The sequence below is a fragment of the Virgibacillus sp. M23 genome (assembly GCF_034190895.1).
GTDB lineage: Bacteria > Bacillota > Bacilli > Bacillales > Amphibacillaceae > Virgibacillus > Virgibacillus salarius.
On record NZ_JAWDHA010000017.1, the window covers coordinates 33,247 to 53,528 of the forward strand.

Here is a 20,282-nt window from a genome sequence, read left to right on the forward strand (position 1 = left end):
AGACGGGTAATTTTTCCCGCCACAGTTTTCGTTTATTTTTTACGCTTACGAACGATATATTTATCAGACGGCTTGTTGCGTTTACGTGTTTTATATCCAAGGGTTGGTTTACCCCAAGGTGACATTGGTGATTTACGTCCGATTGGCGCACGTCCTTCACCACCACCGTGTGGGTGATCATTCGGGTTCATAACAGATCCACGTACAGTTGGGCGCTTGCCTAACCAACGAGAACGTCCTGCTTTACCAACACGAACAAGCTCATGTTCGATGTTACCAACTTGACCTACAGTAGCACGACAAGTAGATAATACTAAACGAACTTCTCCTGATGCTAAACGAACCAATGTGTACTTCTCTTCACGTCCAAGGATTTGAGCTTCAGCACCAGCTGAACGAGCAAGCTGTCCGCCGCGTCCTGGCTTTAATTCAACATTGTGAATGATCGTACCAACTGGAATATTTGCTAGTGGTAGAGCATTTCCTAATTTAATATCAGCACCTTCGCCAGATTCAATTTCCTGACCTACTTTGATTCCTTTTGGTGCTAGAATATAACGTTTTTCACCATCAGCATAATGAATTAATGCAATATTAGCTGAACGGTTCGGATCATATTCAACAGTAGCAACGCGTCCTGGTATACCATCTTTATCACGTTTGAAATCGATGATACGGTATTGACGCTTATGGCCGCCACCTTGATGACGAACAGTTAATTTCCCTTGATTATTACGACCACCACGTTTGTAAAGCGGGCTTAAAAGGGATTTTTCTGGCGTATCTGTGGTGATTTCTGCAAAATCAGATACGGACATATTACGTCTACCATTTGACGTCGGTTTGAACTTTTTAATCGCCATCTTGTTTTCCCTCCTTCACAAAATTCTTTTGTTATGCTTCAAAGAAGTCTAGTTCTTTACTATCTTCTGAAAGCTGTACGATAGCTTTTTTGCGGTCTGAACGATACCCACCGTAACGTCCCATTCGCTTGAATTTACCTTTTAAGTTCATTGTGTTTACTTTTTCTACTTTCACTCCAAAAACTAGTTCAACAGCGTTTTTAATTTCTGTTTTGTTAGCTTTAGGGCTTACTTCAAACGTGTATTTCTTTTCTGCCATTAAATCAGCTGAGTTCTCAGTGATGACAGGGCGCTTAATAATATCACGTGGATCTTTCATTATGCAAGCACCTCCCCTGCTTTTTCAGCTGCATCCTTCGTTAGGATCAGCTTGTCATGTCCAAGCAAGTCTAGAATATTTAGCTCTTCTACAGTTAGAACATTAACAGATTGCAAGTTGTTTGCTGAGCGGATAACTGACTCATCTTTTTCAGAAACTACAATCAATGCTTTTGTATCAACATTCAATGCATCTAGCATCTTAACTATTTCTTTCGTTTTTGGAGTATCCATTACGATACTTTCCAAAACTACAAGGTTATCTTCGTTTACCTTTGAAGATAGTGCAGATTTTAGCGCTAGACGACGGACTTTCTTTGGTAATTTGTAGCTATAGCTGCGCGGTGTTGGTCCGAATACAGTTCCACCGCCAACCCATTGTGGAGAACGAATAGAACCTTGACGTGCACGACCAGTTCCTTTTTGACGCCATGGTTTACGACCACCACCACGTACTTCAGAACGGTTTTTTACCGCATGCGTACCTTGACGTAAAGACGCACGTTGCATTACTACTGCTTCATGTAAAACATGTGTGTTTGGTTCAATGCCGAATACAGAATCATTTAATTCCATATCACCAGCTTTTGTACCGTCTTGTTTTAATAGTGCTACTTTAGGCATGACATATCCTCCCTTCGTGTGTATGATTAGTTAGCCTTAATTGCACTCGTGATTTTTACGAATGATTTTTTTGCACCTGGAACATTACCTTTGACTAAAAGTAGATTGCGTTCTTCATCTACATTGACAATTTCTAGGTTTTGAATCGTTACTTGATCGCCACCCATACGCCCTGGAAGTGGTCTTCCTTTAAATACACGCATTGGGTCAACAGCACCTAGAGAACCCGGGCTTCTGTGGTAATGAGATCCATGGGACATTGGGCCACGTTGTTGGTTGTGACGCTTAATGGAACCTTGGAATCCTTTCCCTTTTGTTGTACCAGTTACATCGATTTTATCTCCAGCTTCAAAAACATTAACGCTGATTTCTTGACCTACTTCATATTCATCAAGATTTGCGTTACGGATTTCACGAACGTAGCGCTTAGGGGTTGTGTTTGCTTTTTCAGCATGACCTTTTTCCGCTTTGTTAGTACGTGATTCCTTCGCATCAGCAAAACCGAGTTGTAGCGCTTCGTAACCATCATTCTCTAACGTTCTTTTTTGCAATACCACATTTGGCTCAGCTTGAATAACTGTAACAGGGATTAACTCTCCAGTTTCAGAAAATAGCTGAGTCATGCCGATTTTACGACCTAAGATTCCTTTCGTCATCCGTTACACCTCCTATTTAAAACAAAAATTATAGTTTGATTTCGATATCTACACCAGATGGTAAGTCAAGACGCATTAGTGAATCAACTGTTTGTGGTGTAGGATTAACAATGTCGATTAGACGCTTATGTGTACGCATTTCGAATTGTTCACGTGAATCCTTATATTTATGAACCGCACGTAGTACAGTGTAAACTGATTTTTCTGTAGGTAGCGGAATTGGACCAGACACATTTGCACCTGAACGCTTCGCAGTATCTACAATTTTCTCAGCTGATTGATCTAGAATACGGTGATCATAAGCTTTTAAACGGATTCTGATTTTTTCTTTTGCCATTATTTTCCCTCCTTTTTCGCCCATATTTGTATAGACATACTCCACGGAAATTTCTTAACAACCAGCCATGGCAAAGGGGCCGGGTGTGCCAACAACCTTCCGTTTCATCGCCTCTGATGACCAACATTATTATTATATAGAAAAAAACTGGTCAATGCAACCCTTTATACATAAATTCTAGGGAATTGCACATCTATGTATTATACGTGTTCTAGCTAGTGATTTCAAGGGATTATACTAAAATAAAACTGGAAAATCGCAGAAATTCTAGCTATTACAGTTTAAAATATTATAAGATTCATCTATTTCATTATTATTAGATTTACTATTTAACGGTTCATCATATAAAAAAACAAAGCACAGATAGCGTCGTCACGCCAGCTGTGCTTTATATTATAGCATTAATTATTTTTCAATTGAAGTTACAACACCAGATCCAACAGTACGTCCGCCTTCACGGATAGAGAAGCGAGTACCATCTTCAATAGCGATTGGTGAAATAAGCTCAACACTCATTTCGATGTTATCTCCAGGCATAACCATTTCAGTACCCTCTGGAAGTGTAATAACACCTGTTACGTCAGTAGTACGGAAATAGAATTGTGGACGATAGTTTGCGAAGAATGGCGTATGACGTCCACCTTCTTCTTTAGATAGAACATAAACTTCTGATTTAAATTTAGTGTGTGGAGTAATAGAGCCTGGTTTAGCAAGCACCTGTCCACGATTGATTTCTTCACGAGCAACACCACGTAGAAGTGCACCAATGTTGTCTCCAGCTTCAGCATAGTCAAGAAGCTTACGGAACATTTCCACACCAGTTACAGTAGTTTTCTCAGCTTTTTCGTTTAGACCGATGATTTCAACCTCATCACCAACACGTACTTCACCACGTTCAACACGACCAGTGGCAACTGTACCGCGTCCAGTGATAGAGAATACGTCCTCAACAGGCATCATGAATGGTTTGTCTTTGTCACGATCTGGAGTTGGGATATACTCGTCAACAGCATTCATTAGTTCAACGATTTTTTCTTCGTATTCTGCATCTCCTTCAATTGCTTTAAGAGCAGAACCTTTGATTACTGGTACATCATCACCAGGAAAATCGTATTCTGTTAATAGATCACGAACTTCCATTTCTACAAGTTCTAGTAATTCTTCATCGTCTACCATATCTGTTTTGTTAAGGAATACAACGATTGAAGGTACTCCAACGTTTTTAGAAAGTAAGATATGCTCACGAGTTTGTGGCATTGGACCATCTGCAGCAGATACTACTAGGATAGCTCCGTCCATTTGAGCAGCACCAGTGATCATGTTTTTAACATAGTCAGCGTGACCTGGGCAGTCAACGTGTGCGTAGTGACGAGTATCTGTTTCATATTCTACGTGGGAAGTTGCAATTGTGATTCCACGTTCTTTTTCTTCTGGTGCGTTATCGATTTGGTCATAAGCCATTTCCGTACCTTTACCAGATTTTTTATGCATTACAATTGTAATTGCAGCAGTTAATGTAGTTTTACCATGGTCAACGTGTCCAATTGTACCAACGTTTACGTGACTTTTAGAGCGATCGAACTTTTCTTTAGCCATTTATAGTTCCTCCTTTAAATAAGTAAAAGTGTTTTTTGTAATTTTATGATGTGCAAAGAAACAATGATAGACATCATTTCTTTGCCTTCAATACAAGTTATACTTTAGATTTATCAAAAAATCAATTATTCACCAGCATTTTTCTTAATAATTTCTTCAGAAATACTCTTCGGTACTTCTTCATAATGGTCAAAATGCATAGTGAATGTTCCGCGTCCTTGTGTGTTCGAACGTAACGCAGTTGCGTAACCGAACATTTCAGATAGAGGCACAAATCCTCTCACAACTTGAAGAGGTCCACGTGCTTCCATTCCTTCCACACGACCACGACGAGAGGTAACATCTCCCATAATATCTCCCATGTATTCTTCTGGGATAACAATTTCAACCTTAGCAATTGGCTCTAGTAAAACAGGGTTACATTTGTTCTTAGCTGCTTTCAAAGCCATGGATGCCGCAATCTTAAATGCCATTTCGTTAGAGTCAACGTCATGGTAGCTTCCATCATATAATGTAGCTTTTATATCAATTAGTGGGTAACCGGCTAATACACCATTTTCCATTGATTCTTCAATTCCAGCTTCAACAGAAGGGATGTATTCACGTGGTACAACACCACCAACAATTTTGTTTTCAAATTCGAATCCAGCGCCTTCTTCGTTTGGTTCGAATTTAACCCATACGTGACCATATTGACCGCGTCCACCAGACTGACGTACGAATTTACCTTCGACTTCAGCAGATGCACGGAACGTTTCACGGTAAGCAACTTGAGGGGCACCAACATTTGCTTCTACTTTAAACTCACGCTTTAATCGGTCAACAATGATATCTAGGTGAAGCTCACCCATACCTGAAATAATTGTTTGGCCGGTTTCTTCGTTTGTTTCCGTTTTAAACGTTGGATCCTCTTCAGCAAGCTTAGCTAAAGCAATACCCATTTTATCTTGGTCTGCTTTTGTCTTCGGTTCAATAGCTACGCCAATTACTGGTGTTGGGAAGTCCATTGACTCAAGAATGACTAAATCCTTTTCATCACATAGAGTGTCACCAGTAGTTGTGTCTTTCAAACCAACAGCTGCTGCGATCTCACCAGAGTATACGCGAGAAATCTCTTCACGGGAATTTGCGTGCATTTGCAGGATACGTCCTACACGTTCACGCTTATCCTTTACAGAGTTTTTCACATAGGAACCTGAATCTAATGTTCCAGAATATACGCGGAAGAAAGTAAGCTTACCAACATAAGGGTCTGTCATTACTTTAAATGCTAAAGCAGAGAACGGTGCATTATCATCAGAAGGACGAGTTACCTTCTCTTCTGTTCGAGGAACGATACCCTCAATTGCAGCAACGTCTGTTGGAGCAGGTAGATAATCAAGTACACCATCAAGCATTAACTGAACACCTTTGTTTTTGAAAGCTGAACCAGCATATACTGGGTAAAATTCTACATTCAATGTAGCTTGACGAATTGCTGCTTTCAGTTCATCGTTAGAGATTTCTTCTCCTTCTAGATACTTCATCATCAATTCTTCATCAAGCTCAGATACAGCTTCGATCAAGCTGCCGCGTAGCTCTTCTGCTTTTTCTTTATACTCATCAGGAATGTCACGAGCCTCAGCACGAGTTCCCAAATCATCCTCATAAAAGAATGCTTCCATCGTGATTAGGTCAATGATTCCTTCAAAGTTATCTTCAGCACCGATTGGTAACTGAACAGGATGTGCATTTGCACCTAAACGCTCTTTTAGCGTACCTGTTGAGTAAAGGAAATCTGCACCAATTTTATCCATTTTATTAATGAATACGATTCTTGGTACACCATAGGTTGTTGCTTGACGCCATACTGTTTCAGTTTGTGGCTCAACACCAGATTGAGCATCAAGTACTGTTACTGCTCCGTCAAGCACGCGTAGGGAACGTTCAACCTCTACAGTGAAGTCTACGTGACCCGGTGTATCAATAATATTGATACGATGTTCTTTCCATGCAGCAGTTGTTGCAGCGGAAGTAATTGTAATTCCACGCTCTTGCTCCTGCTCCATCCAGTCCATTTGCGAAGCACCTTCGTGTGTTTCACCAATTTTATGAATACGTCCTGTATAGAAAAGAATACGCTCAGTAGTAGTGGTCTTACCTGCATCAATGTGTGCCATAATACCAATATTACGCGTCTTTTCCAAGGAGAACTCTCTAGCCATGTATTCTTCTCCTTCCTAGCTTGGGTTTGTTTTATCTTACCAGCGATAGTGAGCGAATGCTTTGTTCGCTTCTGCCATTTTGTGCATTTCTTCGCGTTTTTTAACGGAAGCACCTGTATTATTAGAAGCATCTAAGATTTCATTTGCTAGTCGTTCTTCCATTGTTTTCTCTCCGCGTAGACGAGAGTAGTTTACAATATAACGAAGTCCTAATGCTTGACGACGTTCTGGGCGTACTTCCATCGGTACTTGGTAGTTTGAACCACCAACACGACGAGCACGTACTTCTAGCACCGGCATTACATTCTTCATTGCCTGTTCAAAAACTTCCATTGCATTTTGTCCGCTTCTTTCAGAAACTAATTCAAATGCATTGTAAAGTATTTTTTGCGCTTTACCTCTTTTTCCGTCAATCATGATCTGGTTGATTAAACGAGTCACTAGTTTGGATTTATAAAGTGGATCTGGCAAGACATCGCGTTTAGGTACTGGTCCTTTACGTGGCATATGTCCTTCCTCCTTTCTTCTATTTGAATGAGTTAATCAGTTACTTATTGCTTCGGTTTTTTGGTACCGTATTTAGAACGACCTTGTTGACGTCCTTCAACACCCGCAGTGTCTAGCGCACCACGAACAATGTGATAGCGAACACCAGGTAAGTCTTTAACACGACCTCCACGTAGAAGTACAACACTGTGCTCCTGAAGGTTGTGACCAATTCCAGGGATATATGCAGTTACTTCCATATTGTTAGATAGACGTACACGAGCATATTTACGAAGTGCTGAATTCGGCTTCTTAGGTGTTAGTGTACCAACACGAGTACATACCCCACGTTTTTGTGGTGAGTTTTGGTCCGTTAGTTTCTTCTTAAAACTATTGTACCCTTTGTTAAGTGCTGGAGAGTCAGACTTCTTTGGTTTGCTTACGCGTCCTTTGCGTACAAGCTGGTTAATAGTAGGCATTGTATTTTCCTCCCTTCATAATCTATATCATCTGTTTAGCTAATGTTTTGCGCGGGGTTTGTAATCCCACACATCCAGGTGGTTCATCTTTTGGCAAAAAACAAAGCTTCAACGAAAGATTCGCTAAAACTATTCATGCTTTACTGCTGCGGTTGATGCACCTACCTCTATGCCACATGCAACTCCAAGTTTTTTCTTGGAATCTACATACTGACAAGGGATGCCAAGCTCCTTAGCCAAACTTACGACTTTTTGTGTCATATGTTGATCAGCATCATCAGCAATAAACACTTCACTTATTTCACCATTTTTCATGGCTTTAAGTGTCTGCTTTGTTCCGATAATTATTCGTGATTGAACTTGCATTACTTTTTCATAAGACATTTCATATCCTCCAAAGTAACAAGTATAATCGGAAGCACCTTGAATATTCTATCACTCACATTTTTTAATGTCAATATCAAATAGATATTTTTGCACTTCCGATTTAAGATCACTTGTCCTATTGAATACTGTATAAGCTTGGCTTTCACATCAAAACAACAGTTCAGTTAAAATGTGAAAGCCTGTTTATTTATTGTACAGTTTCTGTTTCTTCTACTTCTTCCACTTCAATTGGCTCATCTAAGCCAGGCTTTACTCTTCGGTAGCGTTGCATTCCTGTACCAGCAGGAACAAGCTTACCGATAATGACATTCTCTTTCAGACCCAATAACTCATCACGCTTACCTTTGATTGCTGCATCTGTAAGTACCCTAGTGGTTTCTTGGAAAGATGCTGCAGATAAGAACGAATCTGTTTCAAGAGAGGCTTTTGTAATACCAAGTAATACAGGTTTACCAATAGCTGGCTGGTAGCCCTCTTTAAGCACTGTATGGTTGGCGTCTCTGAACTGATGGATTTCTAATAAAGAACCTGGTAACACATCGGTGTCTCCGGAATCCACCACTCGGATTTTGCGAAGCATTTGACGTACCATAACTTCCACGTGCTTGTCACCGATTTCTACCCCTTGCATTCGGTATACTCGTTGAACTTCACGTAGCAAGTAATCTTGTACGCCTTCCACTCCTCGAATGCGCAATAAATCTTTCGGATCAATAGAACCCTCTGTAAGCTCTTGACCAGCGGCAATTTCGTCCCCAACCGTTACCTTCATTCGAGCATTATAAGGAACAGCGTAGGAACGTTGTTCTACATCACCTTGAATAACGATCTCTTGCTTATCTTTCACTTCTTTAACTTCTAGAACGGTTCCGAATATCTCACTGATGACCGCTTGCCCTTTCGGATTACGCGCTTCAAATAATTCTTGAATACGTGGTAAACCTTGTGTAATATCGTCTCCGGCAACCCCACCCGTATGGAATGTACGCATCGTTAACTGGGTTCCTGGCTCACCAATAGACTGGGCAGCAATAATTCCAACAGCTTCTCCGACTTCTACATCGGCACCTGTTGCTAGGTTACGTCCATAACATTTTTGACAGACACCATGTTTCGTGTTACATGTAAACGCACTGCGAATCGTTACTTCTTCGATTCCAGCTTCCGTTATTTGTTTTGCTTGATCCTCTGAAATTAAATGATCAGCTTCAACAATTACTTCGTTGGTTTCAGGATGTTTTACTGAATAGAAAGCTGTACGTCCGATTAATCGATCAATTAATGGCTCGATCATTTCGGTTCCATCTGTTAAAGCAGCTACTTTTAAGCCGCGATCTGTACCACAGTCTGCCTCACGTACAATAACATCCTGCGCCACATCCACAAGACGACGAGTTAGGTAACCAGAGTCAGCTGTTTTCAGCGCTGTATCCGCTAGACCTTTACGTGCACCGTGTGTAGAAATAAAGTATTCTAGAACGGTTAAGCCTTCACGGAAGCTTGACTTGATCGGTAATTCAATAATCTTACCAGCTGGGTTGGCCATTAGTCCACGCATACCCGCCAGCTGCGTAAAGTTAGAAGCATTACCCCTTGCACCAGAATCACTCATCATAAAGATAGGGTTTCTGTTACTTAGTGAGTGCATCAGCTTATCCTGAATGGTGTCTTTTGCTTGTGACCAAACGGCAATGACGCGATCATATCTTTCATCTTCCGTAATAAGACCTCTGCGGAATTGTTTCAAGACATTATCAACTTTTTTCTGTGCCTCATCTAAGATTTCCTCTTTTTCTGGAAGTACAACAATATCTGAAATACCAACTGTCATACCAGCTTTCGTTGAATAACTAAAACCAAGATCCTTCATTCGATCTAACATCTTTGAAGTTTCACTAATCTTAAACCGTTTAAAGACTTCTGCGATAATATCGCCAAGGAAGCCTTTCTTAAATGGCTTAATGATATCTCGAGATTGAATTACTTCCTTTACATTAGTTCCACGTTCTACAAAGTACATTTCCGGGGTGCGATCCTCTAGATTCACCTTTGTAGGTTCATTAATATACGGGAACGAATCAGGTAAAATTTCATTAAAGATTAATTTACCAACGGTTGTAATTAATAACTGTGACTTCTGTTCTTCAGAGAATGTTACGTTATTTAAATTGGATGCGTGTACCGCAACTCTTGTATGCAAATGTACATACCCGTTTTGGTAAGATAATAAAGCTTCATTCAGATCATTAAATATCGTACCTTCTCCGACTGCATTTTCACGTTCCAGCGTAAGATAATAGTTTCCTAATACCATATCTTGTGATGGTGTAACTACCGGTTTTCCATCTTTAGGGTTTAAAATATTTTGCGCTGCAAGCATCAAAATACGAGCCTCTGCTTGCGCTTCAGCAGATAATGGTACGTGAACAGCCATTTGGTCCCCATCAAAGTCGGCGTTATAAGCTGTACATACTAATGGATGTAATCGGATCGCACGACCTTCAACCAGTGTTGGTTCAAATGCTTGAATACCTAATCTGTGGAGCGTAGGTGCACGGTTTAGAAGTACAGGGTGTTCCTTGATTACTTCTTCTAAGACATCCCAAACTTCAGGGTGTACACGCTCAATTTTGCGTTTTGCAGATTTAATATTATGCGCAATTCCTTTTGCTACAAGCTCTTTCATAATAAATGGCTTGAACAATTCCAATGCCATTTCTTTCGGAAGTCCACATTGATACATTTTCAAATGTGGTCCAACAACGATTACAGAACGTCCGGAATAGTCCACACGTTTTCCTAATAGATTTTGACGGAAACGACCTTGCTTCCCTTTCAACATATGAGAAAGAGATTTTAGTGGTCTGTTACCTGGTCCTGTAACAGGACGACCGCGTCGACCATTATCGATCAATGCATCAACTGCTTCCTGCAACATGCGCTTTTCATTTTGCACAATGATACTTGGAGCGCCAAGATCCAGCAAGCGTTTAAGACGATTGTTTCGATTAATAACGCGTCGATAAAGATCGTTTAAATCTGATGTCGCAAAACGTCCACCATCTAACTGAACCATCGGGCGAATTTCCGGTGGAATGACTGGTAAAACATCTAAAATCATCCAAGATGCTTCATTGCCAGAATGACGGAAAGACTCTAGTACCTCTAATCGTTTAATAGCACGAGTTCTACGTTGTCCCTGTGCTGTCTTAAGCTCTTCTTTTAACGCATCTACTTCTTTCTCTAAATCAATATCCTGCAATAATTTACGGATTGCTTCGGCGCCCATCTGAGCTTTGAATGACTTTCCGTATTTATCGTAATAAGCCCGGTATTCTTTCTCAGACAGTAATTGTTTCTTTTCTAAAGGTGTATTACCTGTTTCTGTCACAATATATGCAGCAAAGTAAATAACTTCTTCTAACGCACGTGGTGACATATCTAAAACAAGACCCATTCTACTTGGAATTCCTTTAAAATACCAAATATGGGATACAGGTGCTGCGAGTTCGATGTGACCCATGCGCTCACGACGAACCTTAGCTTTTGTAACTTCTACGCCACAGCGGTCACAAACTACGCCCTTATAGCGAACACGTTTATACTTTCCGCAATGACATTCCCAATCTTTTTGTGGCCCGAAAATACGTTCACAAAACAATCCATCTTTTTCAGGCTTTAGTGTACGGTAATTAATCGTTTCCGGCTTCTTCACTTCACCATATGACCATGAACGAATTTTTTCTGGTGAAGCTAAACCAATTTTCATATACTCAAAATTATTTACATCTAGCAAGGGGCCAACCTCCCTTTTAGTGTCCGATTTTACCAAGCTACCTATGAATATATTTAATCTAAAGCTAGGGGCTGGCTCTATTGAGAGCCAACCTTACCTTTTGCTTTAGTTCTCTTCTACTTCTATATTGAGCTTACTTGCTTGCTGTGTTTCTTCTTCTTCCAATTCACGCATGTCGATTTCTTCTTCGTCACTTGAAAGCATTTTGACATCCATACCAAGACTTTGCAATTCTTTAATCAATACCTTGAAGGATTCTGGTACACCAGGTTCTGGTACATTATCACCTTTTACAATCGCTTCATATGTTTTAACACGACCGACAATATCATCTGATTTCACTGTTAAAATCTCCTGCAAGGTGTATGCCGCACCATAAGCTTCCAATGCCCAAACCTCCATCTCACCAAAGCGCTGACCACCAAATTGTGCTTTACCACCAAGTGGTTGCTGTGTAACAAGTGAATAAGGGCCTGTTGAACGAGCATGCAGCTTATCATCAACCATGTGCGCAAGCTTAATCATGTACATAACACCTACAGATACACGGTTGTCAAATGGTTCTCCTGATCTTCCATCATAAAGGATAGTCTTAGCATCTCTTGGCATACCTGCTTCTTCAAGCGTTTCCCACACATCTTCTTCTGTCGCACCATCAAATACCGGAGAAGCAACATGAATTCCTAGCTGTCTTGCAGCCATACCTAAATGTAATTCAAAAACCTGTCCGATATTCATTCGTGATGGTACCCCTAGTGGGTTAAGCATGATATCAATTGGTGTACCGTCTGGCAAGAATGGCATATCTTCTTCAGGTAAAATTTTGGATATAACACCTTTGTTACCGTGACGCCCGGCCATTTTATCTCCTTCGTGTATTTTACGTTTTTGAACGATATATACACGAACTAATTCGTTCACCCCAGGAGGTAACTCATCGCCATCTTCCCGATTAAAGATTTTAACATCCAACACAATTCCGCCAGCTCCATGTGGAACTCGTAAGGATGTATCACGAACTTCACGAGCTTTTTCACCAAAAATAGCGTGAAGTAAACGCTCTTCAGCGGATAATTCAGTAACCCCTTTAGGCGTCACTTTACCCACAAGTATATCACCGTCAGAAACTTCTGCACCGATACGAATAATTCCATATTCGTTAAGGTTCTTTAACGCTTCTTCCCCTACATTAGGAATATCACGTGTAATTTCTTCCGGTCCGAGCTTCGTATCACGTGCTTCCGATTCATACTCTTCAATATGAATAGATGTATACACGTCATCTTTTACGAGTCTTTCGCTCATGATAATCGCATCTTCATAGTTATAACCTTCCCAAGTCATAAATCCAACTAGAACATTACGGCCAAGCGCAAGCTCTCCGTCTTCCATGGAAGGACCGTCAGCAAGAATTTCACCTTTAGTTACGCGATTTCCTTCACTTACGATTGGGCGTTGGTTATAACATGTACCTTGGTTAGAGCGAATATATTTTTGTAGTTTGTAACGATCTAAATCGCCTTCTACTTCTTTTCCGTCCACAATAGAAATTCGACGAACATGAACTTCCTTCGCTTCAACACGTTCTACAATTCCTTCATGGCGGCAGATAATAGCGGCTCCAGAATCTTTTCCGTTTACATATTCCATACCAGTACCAACAATTGGCGCTTCAGGCTGCATTAATGGTACAGCTTGACGTTGCATGTTCGCACCCATTAACGCTCGGTTCGAGTCATCATTTTCTAAGAATGGAATACAAGCTGTTGCAGCTGAAACCACCTGTTTCGGAGAAACGTCCATGTAATCAATTTGATCACGAGGTACGATTGTGTTTTCACCACGGAAACGAGCAATAACTTCCTCATCCACAAAATGCCCCTCATCTGTTAACTTTGCATTTGCTTGGGCAACAACATAGTTATCCTCTTCATCTGCTGTTAGATAATCAATATGAGCTGTGACTCTACCCGTATCTGGATCCACACGACGGTACGGCGTTTCAATAAATCCAAATTTATTTACTTTAGCGAAACTCGATAATGAGTTAATTAAGCCGATATTCGGACCCTCAGGCGTCTCAATCGGGCACATTCGACCGTAGTGTGAATAGTGAACGTCTCGTACTTCGAAACCAGCTCGTTCACGAGTTAAACCACCAGGTCCTAACGCAGATAAACGACGTTTATGTGTTAGTTCTGCTAATGGGTTTGTTTGATCCATAAATTGAGACAACTGTGAGCTTCCAAAAAATTCTTTAATCGAAGCGATCACAGGACGAATATTAATCAGCTGTTGCGGCGTAATACTTGATGTGTCTTGAATAGACATTCGTTCACGCACAACACGCTCCATCCGAGATAACCCGATTCGGAACTGATTCTGTAATAACTCTCCAACAGAACGAAGACGACGGTTACCTAAATGGTCAATATCATCTGTATCGCCTACTTGATGAAGCAAGTTAAAGAAATAGCTAATTGCTGATAAAATATCCGCAGGCGTAATATTTTTAACACTTGTTTCAATTCCAGCATTTCCAATTACGTTAAGCTCTTTCTCACCACTTGGGTCAGTAGGATCAACTATTTTAATCGATTGAAGCAAAATTTGGTCGTCAAGCACACCGTCTTTAGGCTCAAGTGTTTTTTCACCAAGCTTCTCTTCTTCACGTTCCAAGTATGGAATTAATTTATTTAGTAGTTTTCTCTCTAGCTTATCGCCTTTCTCTGCTAGCACTTCGCCAGTCTCCTGATCAACAATTGTTTCGGCTAGTACTTGATTAAATAAACGATTTTTTATATGCAGCTTTTTGTTCATCTTGTAACGACCTACATGAGCAAGATCGTAACGTTTTGGATCAAAAAAGCGAGAGATTAATAAACTTTTTGCATTTTCAACAGTAGGTGGTTCTCCAGGACGTAACCGCTCATAGATTTCTAGCAACGCCTTTTCCGTTGTTTCTGTGTTATCCTTTTCAAGCGTATTTTTCAGGTACTCATTGTCTCCCAATAAGTCGATAATCTCCTGATCTGTACCAAAACCAAGTGCTCGTAGCAATACAGTTATCGGTAATTTACGCGTACGATCAATACGAACATGGACAACATCTTTTGCATCTGTTTCAAACTCCAACCATGCACCACGGTTCGGAATGACAGTTGCAGCTACGCCACGCTTTCCGTTTTTATCAATCTTTTCATTGTAGTAAACACTAGGTGATCGCACAAGCTGAGAAACGATTACACGTTCTGCGCCATTAATAACAAATGTTCCAGTGTCAGTCATTAATGGAAAATCACCCATAAATACTTCCTGCTCTTTCACTTCTCCGGTTTCATTATTAATTAATCGAACCTTCACACGAAGTGGAGCATTATACGTAACATCTCTTTCCTTTGATTCTCCTACAGGATATTTAGGCTCGCCTAAACTGTAGTCAACAAATTCCAGTGATAGATTGCCTGTAAAGTCCTCGATCGGCGAAATGTCTTGAAACATTTCTCGGAGACCCTCTTCTAAAAACCAATCATAAGAAGCGGTTTGGATCTCGATTAAATTCGGCAACTCTAATACTTCGCTGATACGTGCATAGCTTCTGCGCTGGCGGTGCCGTCCATACTGAACTAGTTGTCCTGTCAACTGCTTCACCCCTTAAATCATACATTTTTTCGTAGATTGTAATTCTACTCCAAATTTAATATAATTAGAAAAACCAATACAGAAGCAATTACTTCTTTTCGGCTTTTCGAATATTGGCTAACTGTGATTGTGCGAATAGCGTACAAAACATGCCTAACAAACTTGTAACAGATAATTACAAGTATATTATTTGGATCCTCTCAGCAATAGAATTCCAAAACAAACCACATGAAGCATATTTCAAAAATAAACGAAAAGCACATTGTATATACCAAATCTTTCCGATTTTACCAGTGTTTCCGAACTTTTATGAAATATACCTTATTATGTTATGAAATATCCTCTTGACATAAGAATCGCCATGTTAGCATTTTCCTATCTTATCATAAGTGAAGATACGGGTCAAACATTAATTGCCCGCATAATATAGTACCCTTTATTTTTAGCTACCACTTCCACTTCACGGAATAAAGCTTCTAATTTTTCTTTAGCGGAAGGAGCCCCTTGTTTCTTTTGAATAACCACCCATAGTTCTCCTTGCTTTAACAGCGCTCGCTGTGCTTCTTCAAACATTTGGTGTACAATCTTTTTTCCCGCACGAATCGGCGGATTAGTAAGAATCCCGGCAAATTGACGACTTGTGAATGCAGACATCCGATCACTCTGTACACACTCGATATTAGTAACCTCATTTTTTAAAGCATTTTCCTTCGCTAATGCAACAGCTCTTTCATTTATATCAGCCATTACAATTTTTCGATCCTTATATCGATCTGCTATTGCGATCCCAATTGGTCCATAGCCACAACCCAGATCCAAAAAATCCCCCGCAATTACCGGTTCATTAAATTGTTCAATTAATAGCCGACTTCCAAAATCAACTTCATTTTTAGAAAATACACCTACGTCACTTGTAAATGTATAGGATTTTCCATTCAATTGATAATTCCATGTCTTTGGTGAACTTTTAGTTTGGGGTTTTGGTGAAAAGTAATGCTCTGTCATATGGCACCTACTTTTATTAAAATATTGAAGGTAGTTATAGCAAGGTGCTTGAAGTAGAAGCATCTGCTCAAGTCTTAGCTTAAATGATATGATATATAGAGAGCCCGCCGTAATGGTTACGACGAGCTCCGTTGATGAAATTAATTACTTAACCTCTACACTTGCGCCTGCTTCTTCTAGCTTACCTTTAACTTCTTCAGCATCTTCTTTAGATACTGCTTCTTTAACTGCTTTCGGAGCGTTATCAACTAAGTCTTTTGCATCTTTTAGTCCAAGACCTGTGATTTCGCGTACAGCTTTAACAACTTTGATCTTAGAAGCACCAGCATCTGTAAGCACTACATCAAATTCAGTTTTCTCTTCAGCAGCATCTCCGCCGCCAGCTCCACCTGCTACTGCCACAGGTGCTGCAGCTGTTACTCCAAATTCTTCTTCAATTGCTTTAACTAAATCATTAAGTTCTAATACTGACATTTCTTTAACCGCTTCAATGATTTGTTCTTTAGTCATGATTAATTTCCTCCTAATTAAAATTAAATTTTGTTTTTATACCGTTAAAGCACAGATTATGCGCCTTGTTCTTCTTTTTGATCCGCAATTGCTTTTGTAGCATATGCAAGGTTGCGAATTGGTGCTTGAAGTACGCTAAGAAGCATAGAAACCATACCTTCGTAGTTTGGAAGATCTGCAAGTTCCTTAATTTGCTCAAGAGAAGCAACGCTTCCTTGAATTACTCCACCTTTGATTTCAAGCGCTTCATGTTGTTTAGCAAAATCATTGATAATTCTTGCTGGCGCTACTACATCATCATTACTGAATGCGATCGCAGACGGACCAACAAGCGTCTCACTAAGATCATTCAACTCAGCAGCTTCTACCGCACGACGAGTCATCGTGTTTTTGTAAACCTTGAATTCAATTCCTGCTTCACGTAATTGTTTACGTAATTCAGTAACCTCTGCTACATCAAGCCCACGATAGTCAACTACAACAGCTGTTTCGCTCGCTAGAAATTTATCTTTAATTTCTTCAACAAGTTGTTTCTTTTGCTCGATAATATTAGACATTCTTCCACCTCCTAAAAAATGATCATTATACCGTATACCCCACTCTGTTCGGAGCCATTAAAAAAAGCTCCCACGTAGACATGGGAGCTTATTATTACATTGGAATTCAATCGCTAATTACCAATTTTTATAAACACCTCGGCAGGATGATTAAGCAAATGCATGCCCCTGCTGTCTACGGTACAACGTATTCTTTTATCAACGTGAATCATTATAACTAATGTCGACAAAAACGTCAACTATTAATTATCGACGGACAAAGCCAGAAACGTCAACGCGGATTCCAGGTCCCATTGTAGAGGCCACAGAAGCATTCTTCATATACGTTCCTTTTGAAGCCTGAGGCTTAGCTTTAACTAAAGTGTCTGTAATTGCTTTGAAGTTTTCAATTAACTTTTCATTATCGAAAGAAATCTTACCAATCGGAACATGAATGTTAGCAGATTTATCAACGCGGTATTCTACTTTACCAGCTTTAATATCTTGAACTGCTTTCTCAACTTCAAACGTAACTGTTCCCGTTTTAGGATTCGGCATTAAGCCTTTTGGTCCTAACACACGTCCAAGTTTACCAACTTCAGCCATCATATCTGGAGTTGCAACAATGACATCAAACTCAAACCAACCTTGGTTGATTTTGTTAATGTAATCACTTTCTCCAACATAATCAGCGCCAGCAGCTTCTGCTTCTTTAGCTTTGTCACCTTTAGCAAAAACTAAAACACGCTGTGTTTTACCAGTTCCATGTGGAAGCACCATCGCTCCACGAATTTGTTGATCTGCTTTTTTAGGATCTACACCTAAACGAAAAGCAGCCTCTACTGTTTCGTCGAAGTTTGCTTTAGCTGTTTCTTTAACTAATGCAATCGCTTCGGCTACTTCATATGATTTCGTACGATCAACAAGCTTCAAAGCTTCTTGATGTTTTTTTCCTTTTTTAGCCATTTTATTTCCTCCTCAAATGTGGTTATAACGGTAATACCTCCCACTTATAAAAGCACGGCGGCTTTTATAAAGCTCAAGAGGATAATTTGGTTCGAAATACCGAATTATCATCTTCACGAAAAAGGTTGCGAGAGGTAATCCAACCGCAACCTATACCGTATCAAGTAAAACAACCCAATCTGCATCGATTGGCTTCACAACCAAAAGACACTTCACCGCAAACGATATACCCCGCACATAGCAACGCTATGTCTAAGGAATCGATTACTAGTCCTCGATTGTGATACCCATGCTGCGCGCAGTTCCTTCAACCATGCGCATCGCTGCTTCTACATTAGCAGCATTTAAATCAGGCATTTTTGTTTCTGCGATTTCTTTTACTTTGTCGCGTTTTAATGTTGCGACTTTATTACGATTAGGCTCACCTGACGCAGTTTCAATACCAGCTGCTTTTTTCAACAGCACAGCTGCCGGTGGAGTTTTTGTAATAAATGTAAATGAACGGTCTTCAAACACCGTAATTTCAACAGGGATAATCATACCCGCTTGATCTTGCGTACGTGCGTTGAATTCTTTACAGAACCCCATGATATTAACACCTGCTTGACCTAATGCTGGTCCAACCGGCGGTGCTGGATTTGCTTTACCAGCTGGGATTTGTAATTTTACAAGCTTAATTACTTTTTTAGCCACGAGACACACCTCCTTAAAGTCCGTGATGTGGTAATAGGGTTCCAGTCGGTCCCCTCCCACTCCAATTTGCTCTATCCATCAGTAGGATAGATGCATGAATAACAAAAGAATTTTAGCATGAATAACAAAAAAATGCAAGGTATTGTCTAATATTCTCTATGAACTACGATAGTTTTTCAATTTGAGAGAAATCTAATTCTACCGGAGTCTCCCTACCAAACATATTTACATGAACCTTCACCTTCTGCTTATCCATATCGATATGCTCAATAGATCCTGTGAAATCTGTAAACGGTCCATCCGTTACACGAACATTTTCTTTTAATTCGAATTCAAACTGTACAACTGCCTCTGTAACACCCATACGCTTTAATACACTTTCCACTTCTTCAGGTAAAAGCGGGGTAGGCTTTGTCCCCCCACCACTAGATCCTATGAAACCAGTAACACCCGGTGTGTTTCTAACAACGTACCACGAATCATCCGTCATGATCATTTCAGTTAATACATAACCAGGGAAAAACTTCTTTTTGGATACTTTTTTCTTCCCATTCTTTATTTCCGTCTCTTCATCTTCTGGTACAATTACGCGGAAAATTTTATCTTCCATTCCCATTGATTGAACTCGCTTCTCTAAGTTCATTTTGACTTTATTCTCATAGCCAGAATACGTATGTACCACATACCAATTTTTCTCCATGTTTATCAGGACAACTTTATTTGTCCTTCCCTCCCTTTATTTGTAATTAGGTTTATATATGGACACAGGAGCATGGGCACCCCTATTAATACAACTCTGAGTTGAATTTTTCTAACAAACAGGTACCAATTCTTTTCCAATTTAAAAAACCCGACGTTGACCGGGTTTTCAAATGACTCATATTATTTATCATTATAGCATATTTGTAAAATAAATATTCAAGTATATTATAGCAAATTCAAAATTTGTGTGATTCCAAGATCAATTAAAAAGAAAAACAACGCTACAAACGCTACTGTAGTAATTACAGTAATGGTATAACTAGTTAACTCTTTGCCTTTTGGCCAGCTAACTTTTTTCATTTCTCTTGAAACGTTTTTAAAAAAACGAAACATGTTCGTACCCCCTAGACCTGAAAATCTTGGCTTTTTCGTGTTTATTTATTAGTAAAGCCATAAATTTATATAAAACCCCATTTACTATA

19 protein-coding genes and 1 other annotated feature are annotated in these 20,282 nt (G+C 39.9%); all 19 genes read right to left on the minus strand.

The genetic code is table 11. The features are described from left to right. Positions 1-32: 32 nt before the first annotated feature. Positions 33-863 carry a 50S ribosomal protein L2 gene (rplB, locus tag RVS70_RS09035; RefSeq protein ID WP_026680236.1) on the minus strand — a complete coding sequence of 277 codons (831 nt, stop codon included), beginning with the start codon at positions 861-863 and terminating at the stop codon, positions 33-35. Between the two features lie 31 nt (positions 864-894). Next, the gene (gene rplW, locus RVS70_RS09040) at positions 895-1,182 is read right to left on the minus strand and encodes a 50S ribosomal protein L23 (protein ID WP_026680235.1); all 288 of its coding nucleotides are present in this window, start codon (positions 1,180-1,182) and stop codon (positions 895-897) included. Next, positions 1,182-1,805, minus strand: a complete 624-nt coding sequence (gene rplD, locus RVS70_RS09045) for a 50S ribosomal protein L4 (protein ID WP_026680234.1) — start codon at positions 1,803-1,805, stop codon at positions 1,182-1,184. The genes rplW and rplD overlap by 1 nt, the downstream gene beginning before the upstream one ends. Before the next feature lie 26 nt (positions 1,806-1,831). Continuing rightward, the gene (gene rplC / locus RVS70_RS09050; RefSeq protein WP_026680233.1) at positions 1,832-2,461 is read right to left on the minus strand and encodes a 50S ribosomal protein L3; all 630 of its coding nucleotides are present in this window, start codon (positions 2,459-2,461) and stop codon (positions 1,832-1,834) included. Between the two features lie 28 nt (positions 2,462-2,489). Continuing rightward, complete coding sequence (rpsJ, locus tag RVS70_RS09055) at positions 2,490-2,798, minus strand: 30S ribosomal protein S10 (protein WP_021292712.1); 309 nt, start codon at positions 2,796-2,798, stop codon at positions 2,490-2,492. A 405-nt stretch (positions 2,799-3,203) separates the two neighbouring features. Further along, entirely contained in the window at positions 3,204-4,394 is a 1,191-nt protein-coding gene (gene tuf, locus RVS70_RS09060) for an elongation factor Tu (protein WP_026680232.1), read from the minus strand. A gap of 125 nt (positions 4,395-4,519) precedes the next feature. After that, a complete protein-coding gene (gene fusA, locus RVS70_RS09065) occupies positions 4,520-6,598 on the minus strand; it encodes an elongation factor G (protein ID WP_026680231.1) in 2,079 nt (692 codons plus the stop codon). A gap of 36 nt (positions 6,599-6,634) precedes the next feature. After that, positions 6,635-7,105 (minus strand): 30S ribosomal protein S7, encoded by a 471-nt coding sequence (rpsG, locus tag RVS70_RS09070; RefSeq protein ID WP_026680230.1) that lies wholly within the window; start codon positions 7,103-7,105, stop codon positions 6,635-6,637. A 44-nt stretch (positions 7,106-7,149) separates the two neighbouring features. Then, positions 7,150-7,563, minus strand: a complete 414-nt coding sequence (gene rpsL / locus RVS70_RS09075) for a 30S ribosomal protein S12 (protein WP_026680229.1) — start codon at positions 7,561-7,563, stop codon at positions 7,150-7,152. Positions 7,564-7,692: 129 nt separating this feature from the next. Next, complete coding sequence (locus RVS70_RS09080) at positions 7,693-7,947, minus strand: 50S ribosomal protein L7ae-like protein (protein WP_026680228.1); 255 nt, start codon at positions 7,945-7,947, stop codon at positions 7,693-7,695. Positions 7,948-8,137: 190 nt separating this feature from the next. Next, positions 8,138-11,746, minus strand: a complete 3,609-nt coding sequence (gene rpoC, locus RVS70_RS09085; RefSeq protein WP_026680227.1) for a DNA-directed RNA polymerase subunit beta' — start codon at positions 11,744-11,746, stop codon at positions 8,138-8,140. A 105-nt stretch (positions 11,747-11,851) separates the two neighbouring features. After that, positions 11,852-15,388 (minus strand): DNA-directed RNA polymerase subunit beta, encoded by a 3,537-nt coding sequence (gene rpoB, locus RVS70_RS09090; RefSeq protein WP_026680226.1) that lies wholly within the window; start codon positions 15,386-15,388, stop codon positions 11,852-11,854. A 402-nt stretch (positions 15,389-15,790) separates the two neighbouring features. Continuing rightward, positions 15,791-16,393, minus strand: a complete 603-nt coding sequence (locus RVS70_RS09095) for a class I SAM-dependent methyltransferase (protein WP_026680225.1) — start codon at positions 16,391-16,393, stop codon at positions 15,791-15,793. Positions 16,394-16,537: 144 nt separating this feature from the next. Then, positions 16,538-16,903: a 50S ribosomal protein L7/L12 gene (gene rplL / locus RVS70_RS09100; RefSeq protein ID WP_026680224.1), complete on the minus strand. Its 366-nt coding sequence runs from the start codon at positions 16,901-16,903 to the stop codon at positions 16,538-16,540. 56 nt (positions 16,904-16,959) lie between these two features. Next, positions 16,960-17,460, minus strand: a complete 501-nt coding sequence (gene rplJ / locus RVS70_RS09105; RefSeq protein ID WP_026680223.1) for a 50S ribosomal protein L10 — start codon at positions 17,458-17,460, stop codon at positions 16,960-16,962. Between the two features lie 50 nt (positions 17,461-17,510). Beyond that, positions 17,511-17,659 (minus strand) — a sequence feature (ribosomal protein L10 leader region). Between the two features lie 47 nt (positions 17,660-17,706). Then, positions 17,707-18,405: a 50S ribosomal protein L1 gene (gene rplA / locus RVS70_RS09110; RefSeq protein WP_026680222.1), complete on the minus strand. Its 699-nt coding sequence runs from the start codon at positions 18,403-18,405 to the stop codon at positions 17,707-17,709. Positions 18,406-18,672: 267 nt separating this feature from the next. Beyond that, positions 18,673-19,098 (minus strand): 50S ribosomal protein L11, encoded by a 426-nt coding sequence (gene rplK, locus RVS70_RS09115; protein ID WP_026680221.1) that lies wholly within the window; start codon positions 19,096-19,098, stop codon positions 18,673-18,675. Positions 19,099-19,261: 163 nt separating this feature from the next. Continuing rightward, entirely contained in the window at positions 19,262-19,798 is a 537-nt protein-coding gene (gene nusG / locus RVS70_RS09120; RefSeq protein WP_026680220.1) for a transcription termination/antitermination protein NusG, read from the minus strand. 227 nt (positions 19,799-20,025) lie between these two features. After that, the gene (gene secE, locus RVS70_RS09125; RefSeq protein WP_026680219.1) at positions 20,026-20,193 is read right to left on the minus strand and encodes a preprotein translocase subunit SecE; all 168 of its coding nucleotides are present in this window, start codon (positions 20,191-20,193) and stop codon (positions 20,026-20,028) included. Between the last annotated feature and the right edge of the window lie 89 nt (positions 20,194-20,282).

Bases quoted from the DNA above. Each gene is read 5' to 3' on its own strand.
- rplB (WP_026680236.1), bottom strand. From the start codon at position 863: ATGGCGATTAAAAAGTTCAAACCGACGTCAAATGGTAGACGTAATATG.
- rplW (WP_026680235.1), bottom strand. From the start codon at position 1,182: ATGAAAGATCCACGTGATATTATTAAGCGCCCTGTCATCACTGAGAAC.
- rplD (WP_026680234.1), bottom strand. From the start codon at position 1,805: ATGCCTAAAGTAGCACTATTAAAACAAGACGGTACAAAAGCTGGTGAT.
- rplC (WP_026680233.1), bottom strand. From the start codon at position 2,461: ATGACGAAAGGAATCTTAGGTCGTAAAATCGGCATGACTCAGCTATTT.
- rpsJ (WP_021292712.1), bottom strand. From the start codon at position 2,798: ATGGCAAAAGAAAAAATCAGAATCCGTTTAAAAGCTTATGATCACCGT.
- tuf (WP_026680232.1), bottom strand. From the start codon at position 4,394: ATGGCTAAAGAAAAGTTCGATCGCTCTAAAAGTCACGTAAACGTTGGT.
- fusA (WP_026680231.1), bottom strand. From the start codon at position 6,598: ATGGCTAGAGAGTTCTCCTTGGAAAAGACGCGTAATATTGGTATTATG.
- rpsG (WP_026680230.1), bottom strand. From the start codon at position 7,105: ATGCCACGTAAAGGACCAGTACCTAAACGCGATGTCTTGCCAGATCCA.
- rpsL (WP_026680229.1), bottom strand. From the start codon at position 7,563: ATGCCTACTATTAACCAGCTTGTACGCAAAGGACGCGTAAGCAAACCA.
- RVS70_RS09080 (WP_026680228.1), bottom strand. From the start codon at position 7,947: ATGTCTTATGAAAAAGTAATGCAAGTTCAATCACGAATAATTATCGGA.
- RVS70_RS09095 (WP_026680225.1), bottom strand. From the start codon at position 16,393: ATGACAGAGCATTACTTTTCACCAAAACCCCAAACTAAAAGTTCACCA.
- rplL (WP_026680224.1), bottom strand. From the start codon at position 16,903: ATGACTAAAGAACAAATCATTGAAGCGGTTAAAGAAATGTCAGTATTA.
- rplJ (WP_026680223.1), bottom strand. From the start codon at position 17,460: ATGTCTAATATTATCGAGCAAAAGAAACAACTTGTTGAAGAAATTAAA.
- rplA (WP_026680222.1), bottom strand. From the start codon at position 18,405: ATGGCTAAAAAAGGAAAAAAACATCAAGAAGCTTTGAAGCTTGTTGAT.
- nusG (WP_026680220.1), bottom strand. From the start codon at position 19,798: ATGGAGAAAAATTGGTATGTGGTACATACGTATTCTGGCTATGAGAAT.
- secE (WP_026680219.1), bottom strand. From the start codon at position 20,193: ATGTTTCGTTTTTTTAAAAACGTTTCAAGAGAAATGAAAAAAGTTAGC.